We start from the raw sequence: 16105 nt of genomic DNA on the forward strand, positions 1-16105 counted from the left end.
GTGTTCAAAGCCGAAGGTTATCCCGAAAACGGCGGGAAAACCCTGCCAGTGCGGAACTCTTTCGCGATGGACTCTTGACGGTGTCCCGGCCTGGCCGTAACTTCGTGGCCACCTGATTGAAACCTTTCAAAAACTCCCGCCCCATCGCACATCAGCCGCAAGGAGAACCACGCATGCCGGGTGAGGCCCTGGTCGAGCTGCGTGCCGTCAGCAAGTCGTTCGGCGCCGTGGCCGCCGTGCGCGACGTGTCCTTCGGGCTGTACGGCGGTGAGGCGCACGCGCTGGTCGGGGAGAACGGCGCCGGCAAGTCCACCATCGTGAAGATGCTCGCGGGCGTGCATCGCCCCGACACCGGCACGATCGAGATCGACGGCCGGCCCGTCACCCTGGGCAGTCCCGCGGAGGCCCGGGCGGCCGGGATCGCGGTCATCTACCAGGAGCCCACGCTCTTCCCGGACCTCTCCGTCGCGGAGAACATCGCGATGGGCCGCCATCCGCTCGGCCGGTTCAACGCCATCGATCGCGCGGCGATGAACGAGCAGGCCGAGCAGTTGTTCCGCCGCCTCGGTGTTGTCATCGATCCGGCCCGCCCCGCGCGCGGGCTGTCGATCGCCGACCAGCAGCTGGTCGAGATCGCGAAGGCCTTGTCCGCCGAGGCGTGGGTGGTCGTGATGGATGAGCCGACCGCCGCGCTCACCGGGGTCGAGGTCGAGCGGTTGTTCGCCGTGGCGCGCTCGCTCAAACAAGACGGCGCGGCGCTGGTGTTCATCTCGCACCGGTTCGAGGAGATCACCGCGCTGTGCGAGCGGGTCACGATCATGCGCGACGGGCGGCACGTTTCCACCGACCCGCTGGCCGAGCTCAGCGTGGACGAGATGGTACGGCGCATGGTCGGTCGCGACCTGGACGCCCTCTTCCCCAAGCAGGACGTCGAACCCGGCGCGGTCGTGCTCACCGTCGAAGGGTTGAGCCGGGAAGGCACCTTCCAGGACATCTCATTCGAGGTTCGCGCGGGTGAGATCGTTGCGCTGGCGGGACTGGTCGGATCGGGTCGTTCCGAGGTGGTCCAGTCGATCTTCGGCGTGGATCCCCGCGACGCGGGCACGGTCGAGGTGGTCGGGCGCCGCCTGCCGCCGGGCTCACCGCGCAAGGCGATGGCCGCAGGTGTCGCGCTCGTACCGGAGGACCGCCGCCAGCAGGGCCTGGTGATGGATCTGTCGATCGAGCGCAACGTCACGCTGGCGCGCTCGCGCAAACTCGCCCGGTTCGGGTTTCTCTTCGGTTCCAGCGAACGCAAGCAGGCCACGGAGTGGACCGAGCGGCTCAAGACGAAGTACGGCCGACTCAGCGATGACGTCAGCACGCTGTCGGGCGGTAACCAGCAGAAGGTCGTGCTGGCCAAGTGGCTGTCGATGGCGCCGCGCGTGCTGATCGTGGACGAGCCGACGCGCGGGATCGACGTCGGTACGAAGGCCGAGGTCCACCGGCTGATGTCGGGCCTCGCGGCCGAAGGAGTCGCCGTACTGATGGTGTCGTCCGAACTGCCCGAGGTGCTCGGTATGGCCGACCGCGTGCTGGTGATGCGCGAGGGCCGGCTGGTCGCGGAGCTCCCGCGCGCGGAGGCGACCGAGGAGTCGATCATGTTCGCGGCGACCGGTCAGGAGGCGCGGGTATGAGCACGGCCACGCTGAACCTCGCGCCGAAACTGAGCCTGGTCCTCAAGGCGCGTGAGCTGGGCATCGTCATCGCGCTGGCCCTGCTCGTCGGCGTTACCGCGATCTCGAACCCGCGGTTCCTCTCCGGCCAGAGCATTCGCGACATCCTGCTCGGTACGGCGATCCTGGCCGTTCTAGCGGTCGGCCAGGCCATTGTCGTGATCACCCGCAATATCGATCTGTCGGTCGGGTCGATCCTCGGCCTGAGCGCGTTCACCGTCGGCACGCTGTTGCGGGACAATCCGGGCCTTCCCGTCGTCGTCGCGCTGCTCGCCGGCGCCGGGGTTGGTGCCGTCTGCGGGTTGGCGAACGGCGCGCTCGTGCAGTTCGGCCGGATCCCCGCGCTGGTGGTCACCCTGGGCACGTTGTACGTGATCCGGGGAATCACCTACTTCTGGGCCGGTGGCCAGCAGGTCAACGCCGACGAACTACCTAGCGGATTCCTTGCCTTCGGCAACGCGACGCTGCTCGGTATTCCTTACCTGGTGTGGATCGCGCTGATTGTGCTCATCATCGCGGCCGTTGTCCTGCGCAACTACCGGGTCGGCCGCGAGTTGTACGCGATGGGCTCGAGTCCGCAGGCGGCAACGCTCGCGGGTATCCGCGTCGGGCGTCGTACGATCGCTGCCTTCATCGTCAGCGGGGGCCTCGCCGGTCTGGGTGGTGTGCTTTTCGCCGCGCGGTTCGGCACCATCGACGCCGCCGCCGGAACCGGCCTGGAACTGAACGTCGTGGCCGCGGTCGTCGTTGGCGGCGTGGCGGTCTTCGGTGGCAGCGGCAGTGTCTGGGGCGCCGCGCTCGGAGCGTTGCTGCTGACAACGATCGGCAGTTCGCTCGCCGTGCTGGAGATCAACCAGTTCTGGCAGCAGGCCATCGTCGGCGCGTTGATCCTGCTCGCGATCGGCTCGGACCGCCTGGTCGCGGCGCGGATGGCCGCCGCTTTGAAGAAGCGAGGATCCCGTGTCTCTTAACAAGCGCGGCTGGGACACCGCGATCATCGCGCTGACCCTCGTCGTCCTCGTCATCGCGTCGGGCGCCGTCGACAACTTCGCCAGTTCGCAGAACTTCGGCTTCCTCGTGCTCGACCTGCTGCCGATCGCGCTGGTGGCCCTGCCGATGACCTTCATCATCGTGACCGGCGAGATCGACCTGTCGGTGGCAAGCACGCTCGGCCTGTGCAGCGCGGTGATGGGCTCACTGTGGAACGCGGGTCTCTCGATCGAAACGATCATCCCGCTCTGCTTGCTGCTCGGGGCGGTTCTCGGCGCGATCAACGGGTTGTTCGTCACGGTGCTGGGCCTGCCATCGCTGGCGGTCACGATCGGCACGCTCGCGCTTTACCGCGGCCTGGCCTTCGTCGTGCTCGGCGACGGCGCCGTCGCGGACTTCCCGGCGCTCTACACCGACTGGGTGACGGGTGGTTCCCCGATTCCGAACGTGCTGTACCTGATCGTGGTGCTGGCCATCGTGTTCGGGCTGATCCTGCACGCGACGCCGATCGGCCGGAACCTGTACGCCGTCGGCGCCAGCGAGCAGGCCGCGCGATTCGCCGGCGTACGTCCCGGCCGGACCAAGTTCTGGCTGTACGTCGCAAGCGGGGCGGTCGCCGGTCTGGCGGGCGTGCTCTGGACCTTGCGGTACTCCAGCGCCCGGGCCGACAACGGCGCGGGCCTCGAACTCGCCGTCGTCGCGGCGGTTCTGCTCGGTGGTGTCTCCATCTTCGGTGGTCGCGGCACGCTGCCCGGAGTGCTCGCGGGTGTTGTCCTGCTGGCCTCCCTGCAGAACGCGTTGCGCCTTTCCGATGTTTCGAACGAAGCCCTCAACGTGGTCACCGGTGCGCTGTTGATCATCTCGGTCCTGGCCCCGAACGCGGTCAGCGCCGCCCAGAAGTCTTTCCAGCGCCGCCAGCGGATGCTGCTTTCAGAAAGGACCGACGCATCATGACGTACCGCTCCCGCTCCCTGGCCACCGTGGCCGTATTCGCGCTGGCCGTGACCGCCTGTGGTGGCACCACCAAGAACAGCACGGCCGGTGACAACACCGCGGCCCCGAGCACCTCGCAGGCCACCGCGGACCCGAACGCGCCGCTGAAGGAGGGCCTGAAAATGGCCTTTCTGCCCAAGCAGCTGAACAACCCGTACACCGATGTCGAGGTGGGCGGCGGCAAGGCGGCGGTCGGCGAGCTCAAGGGCGAGTACAAGCTGGTCGGTCCGAACGACGCCAGCGCGTCTTCGCAGGTCAGCTACATCAACACGTTGATCCAGCAGCAGCAGGACGTGATCGCGGTCGCGGCCAACGACCCGAACGCGGTCTGCCCGTCGCTGAACCAGGCCCGTAAGGCCGGTATCAAGGTGGTCTCGTTCGACTCCGACGCCTCGAAGAACTGCCGGGACGCGTTCATCAACCAGGCGTCCACCCAGGGCATCGGTGAGAGCCTCGCGAAGATGGCGAACGAGCTGGCCGGTGGCTCGGGCGAGATCGCCGTACTGTCCGCGACGCCGAACGCGACCAACCAGAACGCCTGGATCGAGGTCCTGAAGAAGGAGCTCGCCAAGCCGGAGTACGCCAAGCTCAAGCTGGTGAAGGTGGCCTACGGCAATGACGACGACCAGAAGTCGTTCCAGGAGGCGCAGGGCCTGCTCTCGTCGTACCCGAACCTCAAGGTGATCGTGTCGCCGACCACCGTCGGTATCGCGGCGGCCTCCCGCTACGTGAGCGCCTCCAGCTACAAGGGCAAGGTCGCGATCACCGGTCTTGGCCTGCCGAACCAGATGCGCCAGTACGTGAAGGACGGCACGGTCAAGAAGTTCGCGCTCTGGAACCCGGCCGACATCGGTTACCTCGCGGCGTACGCGGGTGCGGCGCTCGCGTCCGGCCAGATCAGCGGCGCCGAGGGCGAGAAGTTCAAGGCCGGCAAGCTCGGCGAGTACACCATCGGCAAGGACAGCGAGATCGTGCTCGGCCCGCCGACCGAGTTCACGCCCGCCAACATCGACCAGTTCGACTTCTGAGCGCGAGAAGGCCGACGAGATGCGCTACTGCTTCACACTCCAGGTCCGGACCGACCGCATGCCGGAGTACGTCGACCGGCACCGGGAGGTCTGGCCGGAGATGCAACAGGCCTTGCGGGACAGCGGGTGGCGCAACTATTCGCTGTTCCTGCGCGAGGACGGCCTCCTGGTCGGGTACGTCGAGGCGGACGATCTGGCCGCGGCCCAGCAGGCAATGGCCGCTACCGAGGTGAACGCCCGGTGGCAGGCGGAGATGACCGAGTTCTTCGAGAACGCGGAGCGGCCGGACGAGTCGTTCGTCCTGCTGCCCGAGATCTTCCATTTACGAGAAACGGGTGAGGGATAGCGATGACGGCCGTGACGGACGCCCTGCGCAGGCAGGAGATCGAGCTGCCCTCCTGGGCCTTCGGTAACTCGGGTACGCGGTTCAAGGTGTTCAGCCAGCCCGGCGTGCCGCGCTCGCCGGAGGAGAAGATCGACGACGCGGCGGTGGTGCATCGCCTGACCGGGGTGGCTCCGAGCGTGGCGCTGCACATCCCCTGGGACAAGGTCGACGACTACGCCGCGCTCAGTGCCTACGCCAAGGAGCAGGGCGTCCGGCTCGGCGCGATCAACACCAACGTCTTCCAGGACGAGGACTACAAGCTCGGCAGCGTGACGAACCCGGACCCGCGGATCCGCCGCAAGGCCACGGACCACCTGCTCGAGGCCGTCGACATCATGGACCAGACGGGATCGCGCGATCTCAAGCTGTGGTTCTCCGACGGCACGAACTACCCGGGCCAGGACGACATCTGGGACCGGCAGGACCGCTTGGCCGCCGCGCTGCGCGAGACCTACGACCGGCTCGGGGAGCACCAGCGCATCCTGCTGGAGTACAAGTTGTTCGAGCCCGCCTTCTACACCACCGACGTGCCGGACTGGGGTACGTCGTACGCGCACTGCCTCGAACTGGGGCCGAAGGCAACGGTCTGCATCGACACCGGGCATCACGCGCCGGGTACGAACATCGAGTTCATCGTGGCGTTCCTGCTGCGGGCCGGCCGACTCGGCGCGTTCGACTTCAACAGCCGGTTCTACGCCGACGACGACCTGATGGTGGGCTCGGCGGATCCGTTCCAGCTGTTCCGGATCATGAACGAGATCGTGCGCGGTGACGCGCTGGACCCGGCGAACGGCATCGCCTTCATGCTCGACCAGTGCCACAACATCGAGGCCAAGATCCCGGCCATCATCCGCTCGGTGATGAATGTGCAGGAGGCCACCGCGAAGGCGCTGCTGGTCGACCGGGCCGCGCTCCGCGAGGCGCAGCAAGGCGGCGACGTGCTGGCCGCGAACGCCGTTCTGATGGACGCCTACAACACCGACGTACGGCCGTTGCTGGCCGAGCTGCGGATCGAGCAGGGACTGGACCCGGACCCGATCGCCGCCTACCGGCACAGCGGGTACGCCGAGAAGATCACCGCCGAACGAGCCGACGGCCAGCAGGCCGGATGGGGAGCCTGAACCAGTGAACGACACCGCAGCCGAGCTTGTTGCCCGTAGCAACAGACTGGGCGCCGACCCGCGCAACACCAACTACGCGGGCGGAAACACGTCCGCGAAAGGTACGGCGACCGATCCGGTCACCTCACAGCCGATCGACCTGGTCTGGGTCAAGGGCTCGGGTGGTGACCTCGGCACGCTGACCTCGCAAGGCCTCGCGGTACTGAGGCAGGACCGGCTGAACGCGCTGGTCGAGGTCTACCCGGGCGTCGAGCGCGAGGACGAGATGGTCGCGGCGTTCGACTACTGCCTGCACGGCAAGGGTGGTGCCGCGCCGTCGATCGACACCGCCATGCATGGCCTGGTGGACGCCCCGCACGTCGACCACCTGCACCCGGACTCGGGCATAGCCCTGGCCACGGCGGCCGACGGCGAGGCCCTGACCCGCGAGTGCTTCGGCGACCGGGTGATGTGGGTGCCGTGGCGCCGACCGGGGTTCCAGCTCGGCCTGGACATCGCCGCGGTGAAGCGGGACAACCCGCAGGCCATCGGCGTGATTCTCGGCGGGCACGGCATCACCGCCTGGGGCGACACCTCCGCGGAATGCGAGGCGAACTCCCTCGACATCATCCGGACCGCCGAGCGCTTCCTCGCGGAACGCGGTAAGCCGGAGCCGTTCGGCCCGGTGGTGCCCGGGTTCGAGGCACTGCCCGAAGAGGACCGGAAGGCTCGCGCGGCGGCACTCGCGCCGTATATCCGGGGCCTGGCGTCGACCGACAACCCGCAGGTGGGGCACTACAACGACAGCGAGGTGGTGCTGGAGTTCACCGCCCGCGCCCGGCTGGCCGAACTGGCCGCGCTCGGTACGTCGTGCCCGGACCACTTCCTCCGGACCAAGGTTCGCCCACTGGTGCTGGATCTGCCCGCGACGGCATCCCTCGACGAGGCCGTGGCGCGGTTGCGCGAGCTGCATGCGTCGTACCGCGAGGACTATGCGGCGTACTACCAACGGCACGCGACCGAGGACAGTCCGGCGATGCGCGGGGCGGATCCGGCGATCGTGCTCGTACCGGGTGTCGGCATGTTCAGCTTCGGCAAGGACAAGCAGACGGCCCGCGTCGCCGGTGAGTTCTACATCAACGCGATCAACGTGATGCGCGGCGCGGAGGCCGTCTCGACGTACCAGCCGATCGACGAGCGCGAGAAGTTCCGGATCGAGTACTGGGCCCTCGAAGAGGCGAAGCTCCAGCGGATGCCGAAGCCCAAGCCGCTCGCCACCCGCGTCGCCTTCGTGACCGGTGGTGGTTCGGGGATCGGCAAGGCCATCGCGCTGCGCCTCGCGGCGGAAGGCGCCTGCGTCGTCGTGGCCGACCTGGACACCGCCGCGGCCGAGGCCACCGCGAAGGAGATCGGCCCGACGGCGGTCGCGGTCACGGCCGACGTATCGAACGCCTCCGCCGTGCAGCAGGCGTTCGACGAGGGTGTGCTGGCCTTCGGCGGTATCGACCTGGTGGTGAACAACGCCGGGCTCTCGATTTCGAAGCCGCTGCTGGAGACCACGGAGAAGGACTGGGACCTGCAGCACGACGTGATGGCCAAGGGCTCGTTCCTGGTCTCGCGCACGGCCGCGAAGGCGATGATCGACCAGGGTATGGGCGGCGACATCGTCTACATCTCCAGCAAGAACGCGGTCTTCGCCGGTCCGAACAATGTCGCGTACGGCGCCGCGAAGGCCGACCAGGCCCACCAGGTCCGGCTGCTCGCGGCCGAGCTCGGGCCGCACGGCATTCGCGTCAACGGCGTGAACCCGGACGGCGTCGTTCGTGGCTCGGGCATCTTCGCCAAGGGCTGGGGCGCACAACGCGCCGCGGTGTACGGCGTACCGGAGTCGGAGCTGGGCGCCTTTTACGCACAGCGCACGCTGCTCAAGCGGGAAGTCCTGCCGGAGCACGTCGCGGCCGCGGTCTTCGCCCTCGCCGGTGGCGACCTGTCCCAGACCACCGGGCTGCATGTCCCCGTCGACGCGGGCGTTGCCGCCGCATTCCTGAGGTAGGCGCTGATGGCCGTGCGGAAGACGAAGATCGGGCTGGTGGCCGGTGGGCTGGGCGCCTACTGGCCGCAGTTCCCTGAGCTGCTGCCGCAGTTGCAGGCCTCGGCACGCCGGGTGTCCGAGCGGTTCTCGGCGCTCGACTGCGAGGTCGTCGATGTCGGCTTCATCTCGGATCCGCACGAAGGCGCTGCCGCCGCGGAGAGGTTGCGGCTGGCGGACTGCGACCTGATCGTCGGCTTCCTCACGACCTACATGACCGCGTCGATGCTCGTCCCGGTCGCGCAGCGCAGCGGTGCGCCCGTGCTGTTGCTGAACCTGCAGCCGACCGAGGCGATGGACCACGCGTCGTTCGATACCGGCGCGTGGCTCGCCTACTGCGGTGCGTGCCCGCTGCCGGAGATGGCGAACGCCTTCGAACGTTGCGGTATCGCCTTCCGCTCGGTCTCGGGGTACGTCGAGGACGAGCGCGCGTGGACCCGCATCGAGCGCTGGATCAAGGCCGCCGGGGTGCGCGCCGCCTTCCGGCACGGGCGGCACGGCCTGCTCGGGCATCTCTACCCCGGCATGATGGACGTCTCGACCGATCCGACCCTGGTCTCCGCGCAGCTCGGGGGACACGTCGAGATCCTGGAGATCGACGACCTACGCGTGCGCGTCGAGAAGGTGACCTCCTCGGAGACGGACGCCCGCCTGACCGAGGCGAGCGAGATCTTCACGCTGGACGACTCGGTCAAACCCGACGACCTGCGCTGGGCCTGCCAGGTATCGGTTGGGCTGGACCGCCTCGTGGAGGACTTCCAGCTCGACACCCTCGCGTACTACCACCGCGGCCTCGACGGTGAAACCCACGAACGCGTCGCCGCCGGCATGATCCTCGGCGCCTCGCTACTCACCGCCCGGGGTATCCCGGCCGCGGGGGAGTACGAGCTGCGCACCTCGCTCGCGATGCTGGTGATGGACCGCCTAGGCGCAGGTGGATCGTTCACCGAACTGCAGGCGCTGAACTTCCGCGACAACGTGGTAGAGATGGGGCACGACGGCCCGGCCCACCTCGCGATCAGCTCGGCCAAACCGTTACTGCGCGGCCTAGGGATCTACCACGGCAAACGCGGCTGGGGTGTCTCCGTCGAGTTCGACGTGGCCCACGGCCCGGTCACCTGCCTCGGCCTCGGCCAGCTCCGTGACGGCTCGTTCCGCCTGATCGCCTCCGAGGGTGAGGTCGTACCGGGCCCGCTGCTGCAGATCGGCAACACCACCTCACGCGTCGACTTCGGTCAGGACCCCGGCGAGTGGACCGACGCCTGGTCCGCCTCGGGCGTAGCCCACCACTGGGCCCTCGGCACCGGCCACCGCGTCGCCGAACTCCGCGCCGTAGCCGACCTCCTCTCCCTAGACCTCCAGGTCATCCAATGAATCCCGTTCATCGGACCCAAGTGACCAGGCGTGTCGTGGTTCATCGGACCCTTGTGACCGAATTGACCGGACGTCTCGGTGGCGGTGATTCCGCATGATCACCGTGGCGGCGGTCGATCTCGGTGCCTCGAGTGGCCGGGTCATGACCGGACGGGTCGGTGGCGGCCGGCTCGAGCTGGACGAGGTGCACCGGTTCTGGAACGGGCCGGTCCAGTTGCGGTCGACCCTGTACTGGGACGTGCTCGGCCTCTATCGCGAAACCCTGGCCGGTCTCGCGCAGGCGGCTCCGCTCGACGGCATCGGCATCGACTCGTGGGCGGTCGACTACGGCCTGCTCGATGCCGACGGCAACCTCCTCGGCAATCCCGTGCACTACCGGGACGACCGAACCACCAGGGTGAGGCTGACCGACGTCAGCTCCGACGAGCTCTACGCCATCACCGGCCTGCAACACCTTCCGTTCAATACGATCTACCAACTACTTGCCGAAGGCCCCCAAATCGCGCGGGCCTCGAAGTTGTTGATGATCCCGGACCTGCTCAACTACTGGCTCACCGGCCATATCGGCGCCGAGATCACGAACGCCTCCACGACCCAGCTGTACGACGTTCGCGCGCGCACGTGGTCCAGCGAACTCGCGACGCGCCTCGGTCTGCCTTCGGGCCTTCTCCCGCCGCTGCACGAACCAGGCACGGTCCTCGGGTCGTACGAGGGGACTCCGGTGATCGCGGTCGGCTCGCACGACACGGCCTCCTCGGTGGTGGCGGTGCCCGCTGCCGGCGAACGGTTCGCCTACATCTCGTCCGGAACCTGGTCGCTGGTAGGACTCGAACTGGACAAGCCCGTCCTGACCGCCGAGGCGAAGGCGGCGAACTTCACCAACGAAGGCGGCGTCGACGGGCGGATCCGCTTCCTCCGGAACGTGATGGGCCTGTGGATCCTGCAGGAGTGCCTGCGCTCCTGGGGTACGACGGACCTGCCCGGGTTGTTACGCGAGGCCGCCGCCGTTTCGTCATCCGGGGTGCTGATCGATCCGGACGATCCGGTGTTCCTTGCCCCGGGCAACATGCCGGAGCGGATCGCCGAGTGGTGCCGGCGCGCGGGAGCCGAACCGCCCGAGGGCGCCGTGGCGATCACCCGTTGCGTGCTGGAGAGTCTCGCGCTGGCCTACCGCCGTACGCTCGCGCAGGCGCAGCGCATCGCGGACCAGCCGGTGGACGTCTTGCACGTCATCGGTGGTGGTTCGCGCAACGAGCTGCTCTGCCAGCTCACCGCCGACGCGTGCGGGCTGCCGGTGCTGGCCGGGCCGGTCGAGGCCTCCGCGCTCGGCAACGTACTGGTCCAGGCCCGGGCGCTCGGCGCTCCGCTGGCCGGACTGGAACAGATGCGGGCGCTGGTGCGCTCGACCCATGAACTGCGGCGTTATCAGCCGCGCGCTACACCGGCCGACTGGGCCGCCGCCGAGGCCCGGGTGTACGGGAGTGTGACCGAATGACGACCACCTACTACAACGGTATGAGTGTCGCGATGAGCCGACGGGAGATGCCAGACCTGCCGATGCTGGGGCACGGTGACATCCAGCTGCTTCGACTGCTGTCGACCGGGTTGCCGGTCGAGGCCGTCGCACGCCGCCTGGACCTGTCCGAGCGGACCGTGCGCCGCCGGACCCGGGCGATCTGCGACCGGCTCGGAGTCGGTACCGCGATCGAGGCGGTCGTCTGGGCCGTCCGCCGCGGCCTGCTCTAAATCTCCAGGCGGGTGGCCGAACAGTCCAGCGGGAATGCGCCTTCCGGCTCGCTGGAATACACCCGCTTGGCAATTTCCGCAATTAGCGGAAAACACCTTTCGATAGCAGTCGAATAGTTGTCGAATTCGGCTGTCCGCAACTGGTCAGCGCCGTTGACGGCTCTGTTGACGACTGCGATGGTTCCCTGGTCGGCGTTCGCCGCGACCGAATCGATTGGCTGGGGATTCATCGTGAAAACTCGCAGTTGGCTGGCCGTCGCGGCCTCGCTTGTGCTGCTCATCTCGTTTCCTCCAATTGCGGAAGGCGGCGTGTTGAATAGCGCCGAAACGCCGGTCGTTTCGCGGCTGCGCGCCAATCAGCTGACCGATCCGTTGGCAATTCCCGCCGGCCCGCCGAAGCTCAGCTGGCAGCTTTCGGCCGAGCGGCGCGGCCTGAGCCAGCGCCGCTACGAGATCCACGTCGCGTCCAGCGCCGATCGGCTGGCGACGCCGGATGTGTGGGACAGCGGTGAGGTCGAGTCGGCGCAATCGGTCGACGTGCCGTACGGCGGTCCGGCACTCGCCCGCTACTCGGCGTACTACTGGAGCGTCCGGATCTGGGACGAGGCGGGCACTGCCTCGGCGTGGAGCCCGGCGGCCCGGTTCGAGACGGGCGCGCTGCAACCGTCGGACTGGACCGGCGAGTGGATCGGCGCCTCGGACGCGGCCGGTCCCGAGTGGACCGACTACACGATGGACCTGGACGCCACGGTGCAACGCGACGCCCTCGGGGTGTTCTTCCGTGGCCGCGGCGGCCTCGGCTACATGTGGCAGCTCAACACCGCCAAGGGCCAGCCGCTGTTGCGCCCGCACGTCCGGAACGCCGACGGCTCCTACGCCTTGCTGGCGGAGATCCCCGTTTCGGCCAACCTCAGCCAGCGGAACAACCTGCGCATCTCCGTGGTCGGCCAGACCATCACCACCTGGATCAACGGCGTACAGGTCGACCAGCGGAACCGCTCCGAGTACAACGGTCCTGGCGCCGTCGGCTTCCGCATCCACGCGGCCGAGGTAGGCGTGGTGCATCGGCTCAAGGTCACGAATACCGCGGGCGCCGTACTGATCGACACGGCTTTCCCTGGTGGCGACGGCACCTTCCCCGAGGGCGTCGTACAGCCGGCCGGCGGTCTGGTGGTCGGACGTGGCGCGACGCTGGGCAGTGGCGACATCGATCTGTGGGCCCCGGCCAAGGCGATGCCACTCTTCCGCAAGGACATCTCGCTGCCGGCCGGCAAGAAGGTTGTTCGCGCACGGCTGCACGCGTCGGCCCAAGGCGTGTACGAACTGCGCGTCAACGGCACCAAGGCGGGCGATCACGAACTCGCACCCGGCTGGACGGACTACCGCCAGCGCATCCAGACCCAGACGTACGACGTCACCTCGCTGCTTCGCGCCGGCGCCGCCAACACGCTCGGCGCCGAACTGGCCAAGGGCTGGTACGCCGGGCAGATCGCGATCTTCCGGCGCGAGCGGTACGGCTCCAACCCGGCGTTCACCGCGCAACTGCGAGTCACGTACGACGACGGCAGCACGGACGTCTTCGCGACGGACTCGAGCTGGCGGACCAGCCCCGGCGCCGTACGGGCCGCTGACCTGCTGCATGGCGAGGCGTACGACGCTCGCGCGGCGCAGCCGGGTTGGGACCAGCCGGGCCATCCCGCGACCGGGTGGCAGCCGGTGCAGGTTCGGCCGTCCGCTACCGCGCTACTCGTGCCGCAGACGGACCAGCCGGTGCGGGTGACGCAGACGCTGACCGCGAAGGCCGTACCGTCCAAGACGCCCGGCACCTACCTGTACGACCTCGGGCAGAACATGGTCGGCGTACCGCGGATCACCTTGACCGGAACGCCGGGCAAGTCCGTGCGTATCCGGGTGGCCGAGGTGCTCGACAAGGACGGCTTCATCTATACGGACAACCTGCGTAGCGCGCGGGCCACGGACCACTACACGTTCGCCACGAGTGCGCCGGAGACCTATCGGCCGCGCTTCACCTTCCACGGTTTCCGCTACGTCGAGATCACCGGCCTGCCGTCGGCGCCGCCCGCGAGTGCCATCACCGGGCTGGTGCTCGGGACGGATGGCGAGCTGACCAGTCGATTGACCACCAGCTCGGCCATGGTGAACCAGCTGCAGAGCAACATCGTCTGGGGACAGCGCGGCAACTTCCTCTCCATCCCGACGGATACCCCGGCCCGTGACGAGCGCCTGGGCTGGACCGGCGATATCAACGTCTTCGCCCGGACAGCCGTCTACAACATGGACTCGCAGGCCTTCCTGACCAAGTGGCTGCGTGACCTGCGACTGGAACAACTGGCGTCCGGGGCCTATCCGAGCGTGGCCCCGACGGTTCCGGAGGAGTTCAACGGCGGTACGAACGACGCTGGCTGGGCCGACGCGGGAGTGAACGTGCCGTGGACGCTGTGGCAGGCGTACGGCGACACGGCCATCATCCGGGAGCAGTTCGACTCGATGCGGCGGTACGTCGACTACCTGGCCTCGACCGCGAACGGGTTCATCCGGCATGGCGGCCAGTACAACGACTGGCTCAACCTGGAGGACCCGAACAACCAGACGGAGCCGGAACTGGTCGGCACGGCGTTCTTCGCCAAGAGCGCGCGCCAGCTCGGCCAAATGGCGGCCGCGATCGGCCGGCCCGCCGAGGCGACTCGCTATCAGCAGCTCTACCTGAATGTGCGCAACGCCTTCGCGGCCAGGTTCGTCGCCGCGGACGGACGGGTGGGACGTGGCAACCAAACCGACTACATCCTTGCTATTAGCAATGATCTGGTGCCGGCGGATCGTGTCGTGGCCGCTGGCAACCACTTCGCGACGAACGTCGCCGCGGCCGGGCAACTGCGAACGGGCTTTCTCGGCGTTGACGGCCTGTTGCCGACTTTGACCAAGGTGGGACGGACCGATCTCGCCTACCGGCTCTTGCAGCGGACCGAATACCCGTCGTGGGGATACGAGATCGGCAAGGGCGCGACCACGATCTGGGAGCGCTGGAACTCGATCAATCCCGACGGCACGTTCAACGACGTCAACATGAACTCGTTCAACCACTACGCGTATGGCGCGGTCGGCGAGTGGATGTACCGAACCATGGCCGGGGTCTCCGCGGCCGAGCCGGGTTATCGCAAGGCCGTGATCGCGCCGGTGCTGGGATCGGGGCTGACGTTCGCCGACTTCAGGCACCTCACGCCGTACGGCGAAATCGCCAGCCGCTGGGATCGGGTCGGATCGGACGGCCTGACGCTCGACGTGACGGTACCGGGTAATACCACCGCGGTGGTCCGGATCCCGGCTTCGGATCGCAGCCTGATCACCGAGAACGGCCAGCCGTTGGCGGGCGAGGTCGTGGACGAAGGCGATACCGTCGCGCTGACCGTTGCCTCGGGCAAGTATCGGTTCGCGGTCCGGCCGGCCGACGGCGCGATCGACCATGTGGACCTCGGTGATCCGGCCTCGGAGACAGCGCACTGGGTGACAGCCGCGCCATCGTCCGGTACGGGCGTCGAGGCGGGACGCACCCGGCGGTACTCGGGTCTGCGCGTGCCGGGTTCGTGGTTCGAGTTCGATCTGCGGATCCAGCCGGGGCAGCCGTTTGTCATGCGTTTGATGGAGACGTTCGACGTGGCGCAGGTGAAGGACTACGAAGTGCGGGTCAACGGTGTGGTCGCGCACCACCGGGTGAACAGCCGGTCGTCGGGTGGGCTAGACGGGTACCAGTTCCGGGTCGATGACCCAGCGTTGCTGACGGGTTCGGTGGTCCGGGTGCGAATTCAGCACAACGCGGCCGCATCCGGTTACGACCCGTCACTGGCAGACGTCTGGGTGCTGCCGGGGTCATAACTCTGGACGCATGGGTACGCCGGGGTGGGGTACCGGCGTACCCATACCAACCCGAGGAGAGACCATGGACGGCACAACCGTGCTGTGGATCGTGCTGGCAGTCGTCGCGCTGCTGGTCGTAGTGGTCCTGGTGATGGCCGGGATGCGCAAGGCCAAGGAGCGGCGGCTCGAGAACGATCGGCAGCAGGCCTACAACAAGGAACAAGAGGCCATCGAGGCCGAGCGTCGCGCCGAGAAGCAAGAGGCCGTCGCCGCCGAGGTGGACGCGCGGGCCCGTAAGGCCCAGGCCGAAGCCGACGAGAAGGCCGCACGCGCCCGTCGTCTCGCGGCAGGTGCCGAGGAACGTCAGTCGGACGCGGCCGAAGCCCGTGCCGAGAGCGACCGGCAGCGCGAACACGCCGACAAGCTGAACCCGGAGCGCGACACGACCACGATGTCCGACGACGGCCGCTTCGCCGACGACGACCTCTCCCGCGACGACCAGGCCGCGCTCGACGACCAGGCTGCGCGCGACGACCAGGCTGCGCGCGACGGTCAGGTGATGCGGGATGACCAGCTTGCTCGTGACGGTCAGGTGACGCGTGACGACGAGGCGTCGCGCGACGATCAGCTCGCGAGTGACGGTCAGGTGACGCGTGAGGATCCAGCTGTGCGGGACGGTGAATTCGGCAAGGACGGCGACGCGCGGGTGAATCCCGCCGACGGCCGGGACATGACCGCCACCGACGGCAACGTCGACGGCCACACCCACTCGAAACACGCCTCCCACTAGAGGGCACCGCGATTCAACTTGT

13 protein-coding genes are annotated in these 16105 nt (G+C 68.1%); 12 read left to right on the forward strand and 1 reads right to left on the reverse strand.

Going from position 1 to position 16105, the window contains the following annotated elements:
• Window positions 1-173 precede the first annotated feature (173 nt).
• From ACFFGN_RS35530 to ACFFGN_RS35575, 10 genes are all read left to right on the forward strand, one after another.
• Window positions 174-1676, forward strand: coding sequence for a sugar ABC transporter ATP-binding protein (locus ACFFGN_RS35530; RefSeq protein WP_380057495.1), 1503 nt, complete (start codon window positions 174-176; stop codon window positions 1674-1676).
• Complete coding sequence (locus ACFFGN_RS35535) at window positions 1673-2686, forward strand: ABC transporter permease (protein ID WP_380057498.1); 1014 nt, start codon at window positions 1673-1675, stop codon at window positions 2684-2686. Before ACFFGN_RS35530 ends, ACFFGN_RS35535 begins: the two co-directional genes overlap by 4 nt.
• Window positions 2676-3659 (forward strand): ABC transporter permease, encoded by a 984-nt coding sequence (locus ACFFGN_RS35540; RefSeq protein WP_380057501.1) that lies wholly within the window; start codon window positions 2676-2678, stop codon window positions 3657-3659. The genes ACFFGN_RS35535 and ACFFGN_RS35540 overlap by 11 nt, the downstream gene beginning before the upstream one ends.
• Window positions 3656-4726: a rhamnose ABC transporter substrate-binding protein gene (gene rhaS / locus ACFFGN_RS35545; RefSeq protein WP_380057504.1), complete on the forward strand. Its 1071-nt coding sequence runs from the start codon at window positions 3656-3658 to the stop codon at window positions 4724-4726. Before ACFFGN_RS35540 ends, rhaS begins: the two co-directional genes overlap by 4 nt.
• 19 nt (window positions 4727-4745) lie before the next feature.
• Window positions 4746-5072: an L-rhamnose mutarotase gene (locus tag ACFFGN_RS35550; RefSeq protein ID WP_380057507.1), complete on the forward strand. Its 327-nt coding sequence runs from the start codon at window positions 4746-4748 to the stop codon at window positions 5070-5072.
• Window positions 5073-5074: 2 nt separating this feature from the next.
• On the forward strand, window positions 5075-6232 hold the full coding sequence (rhaI, locus tag ACFFGN_RS35555; RefSeq protein ID WP_380057510.1) for an L-rhamnose isomerase: 1158 nt from the start codon (window positions 5075-5077) through the stop codon (window positions 6230-6232).
• A gap of 4 nt (window positions 6233-6236) precedes the next feature.
• Complete coding sequence (locus ACFFGN_RS35560; RefSeq protein ID WP_380057513.1) at window positions 6237-8264, forward strand: bifunctional aldolase/short-chain dehydrogenase; 2028 nt, start codon at window positions 6237-6239, stop codon at window positions 8262-8264.
• Window positions 8265-8270: 6 nt separating this feature from the next.
• Entirely contained in the window at window positions 8271-9674 is a 1404-nt protein-coding gene (locus ACFFGN_RS35565; protein ID WP_380057517.1) for an arabinose isomerase, read from the forward strand.
• Between the two features lie 94 nt (window positions 9675-9768).
• Window positions 9769-11169, forward strand: a complete 1401-nt coding sequence (locus ACFFGN_RS35570) for a rhamnulokinase (protein WP_380057519.1) — start codon at window positions 9769-9771, stop codon at window positions 11167-11169.
• Entirely contained in the window at window positions 11166-11420 is a 255-nt protein-coding gene (locus ACFFGN_RS35575; RefSeq protein WP_380057522.1) for a LuxR C-terminal-related transcriptional regulator, read from the forward strand. The genes ACFFGN_RS35570 and ACFFGN_RS35575 overlap by 4 nt, the downstream gene beginning before the upstream one ends.
• Here ACFFGN_RS35575 and ACFFGN_RS35580 read toward each other — a convergent pair.
• Window positions 11417-11701 carry a hypothetical protein gene (locus tag ACFFGN_RS35580; protein WP_380057525.1) on the reverse strand — a complete coding sequence of 95 codons (285 nt, stop codon included), beginning with the start codon at window positions 11699-11701 and terminating at the stop codon, window positions 11417-11419. The genes ACFFGN_RS35575 and ACFFGN_RS35580 overlap by 4 nt on opposite strands.
• Before the next feature lie 28 nt (window positions 11702-11729).
• On the opposite strand from ACFFGN_RS35580, the gene ACFFGN_RS35585 reads away from it, so the two are divergent.
• Together ACFFGN_RS35585 and ACFFGN_RS35590 are read left to right on the forward strand one after the other, a co-directional pair.
• Window positions 11730-15311: a family 78 glycoside hydrolase catalytic domain gene (locus ACFFGN_RS35585; protein ID WP_380057528.1), complete on the forward strand. Its 3582-nt coding sequence runs from the start codon at window positions 11730-11732 to the stop codon at window positions 15309-15311.
• A gap of 64 nt (window positions 15312-15375) precedes the next feature.
• A complete protein-coding gene (locus ACFFGN_RS35590; RefSeq protein WP_380057531.1) occupies window positions 15376-16083 on the forward strand; it encodes a hypothetical protein in 708 nt (235 codons plus the stop codon).
• Window positions 16084-16105: the final 22 nt, after the last annotated feature.

The sequence above is a fragment of the Kribbella deserti genome (genome assembly GCF_042434725.1).
Lineage (GTDB): Bacteria > Actinomycetota > Actinomycetes > Propionibacteriales > Kribbellaceae > Kribbella > Kribbella deserti.

Excerpts from the sequence above, each read along its gene's own strand:
- ACFFGN_RS35575 (WP_380057522.1), top strand. The coding sequence starts at position 11,166 with ATGACGACCACCTACTACAACGGTATGAGTGTCGCGATGAGCCGACGG.
- ACFFGN_RS35590 (WP_380057531.1), top strand. The coding sequence starts at position 15,376 with ATGGACGGCACAACCGTGCTGTGGATCGTGCTGGCAGTCGTCGCGCTG.
- ACFFGN_RS35580 (WP_380057525.1), bottom strand. The coding sequence starts at position 11,701 with ATGAGCAGCACAAGCGAGGCCGCGACGGCCAGCCAACTGCGAGTTTTC.
- ACFFGN_RS35570 (WP_380057519.1), top strand. The coding sequence starts at position 9,769 with ATGATCACCGTGGCGGCGGTCGATCTCGGTGCCTCGAGTGGCCGGGTC.
- ACFFGN_RS35535 (WP_380057498.1), top strand. The coding sequence starts at position 1,673 with ATGAGCACGGCCACGCTGAACCTCGCGCCGAAACTGAGCCTGGTCCTC.
- rhaI (WP_380057510.1), top strand. The coding sequence starts at position 5,075 with ATGACGGCCGTGACGGACGCCCTGCGCAGGCAGGAGATCGAGCTGCCC.
- rhaS (WP_380057504.1), top strand. The coding sequence starts at position 3,656 with ATGACGTACCGCTCCCGCTCCCTGGCCACCGTGGCCGTATTCGCGCTG.
- ACFFGN_RS35550 (WP_380057507.1), top strand. The coding sequence starts at position 4,746 with ATGCGCTACTGCTTCACACTCCAGGTCCGGACCGACCGCATGCCGGAG.
- ACFFGN_RS35530 (WP_380057495.1), top strand. The coding sequence starts at position 174 with ATGCCGGGTGAGGCCCTGGTCGAGCTGCGTGCCGTCAGCAAGTCGTTC.
- ACFFGN_RS35565 (WP_380057517.1), top strand. The coding sequence starts at position 8,271 with ATGGCCGTGCGGAAGACGAAGATCGGGCTGGTGGCCGGTGGGCTGGGC.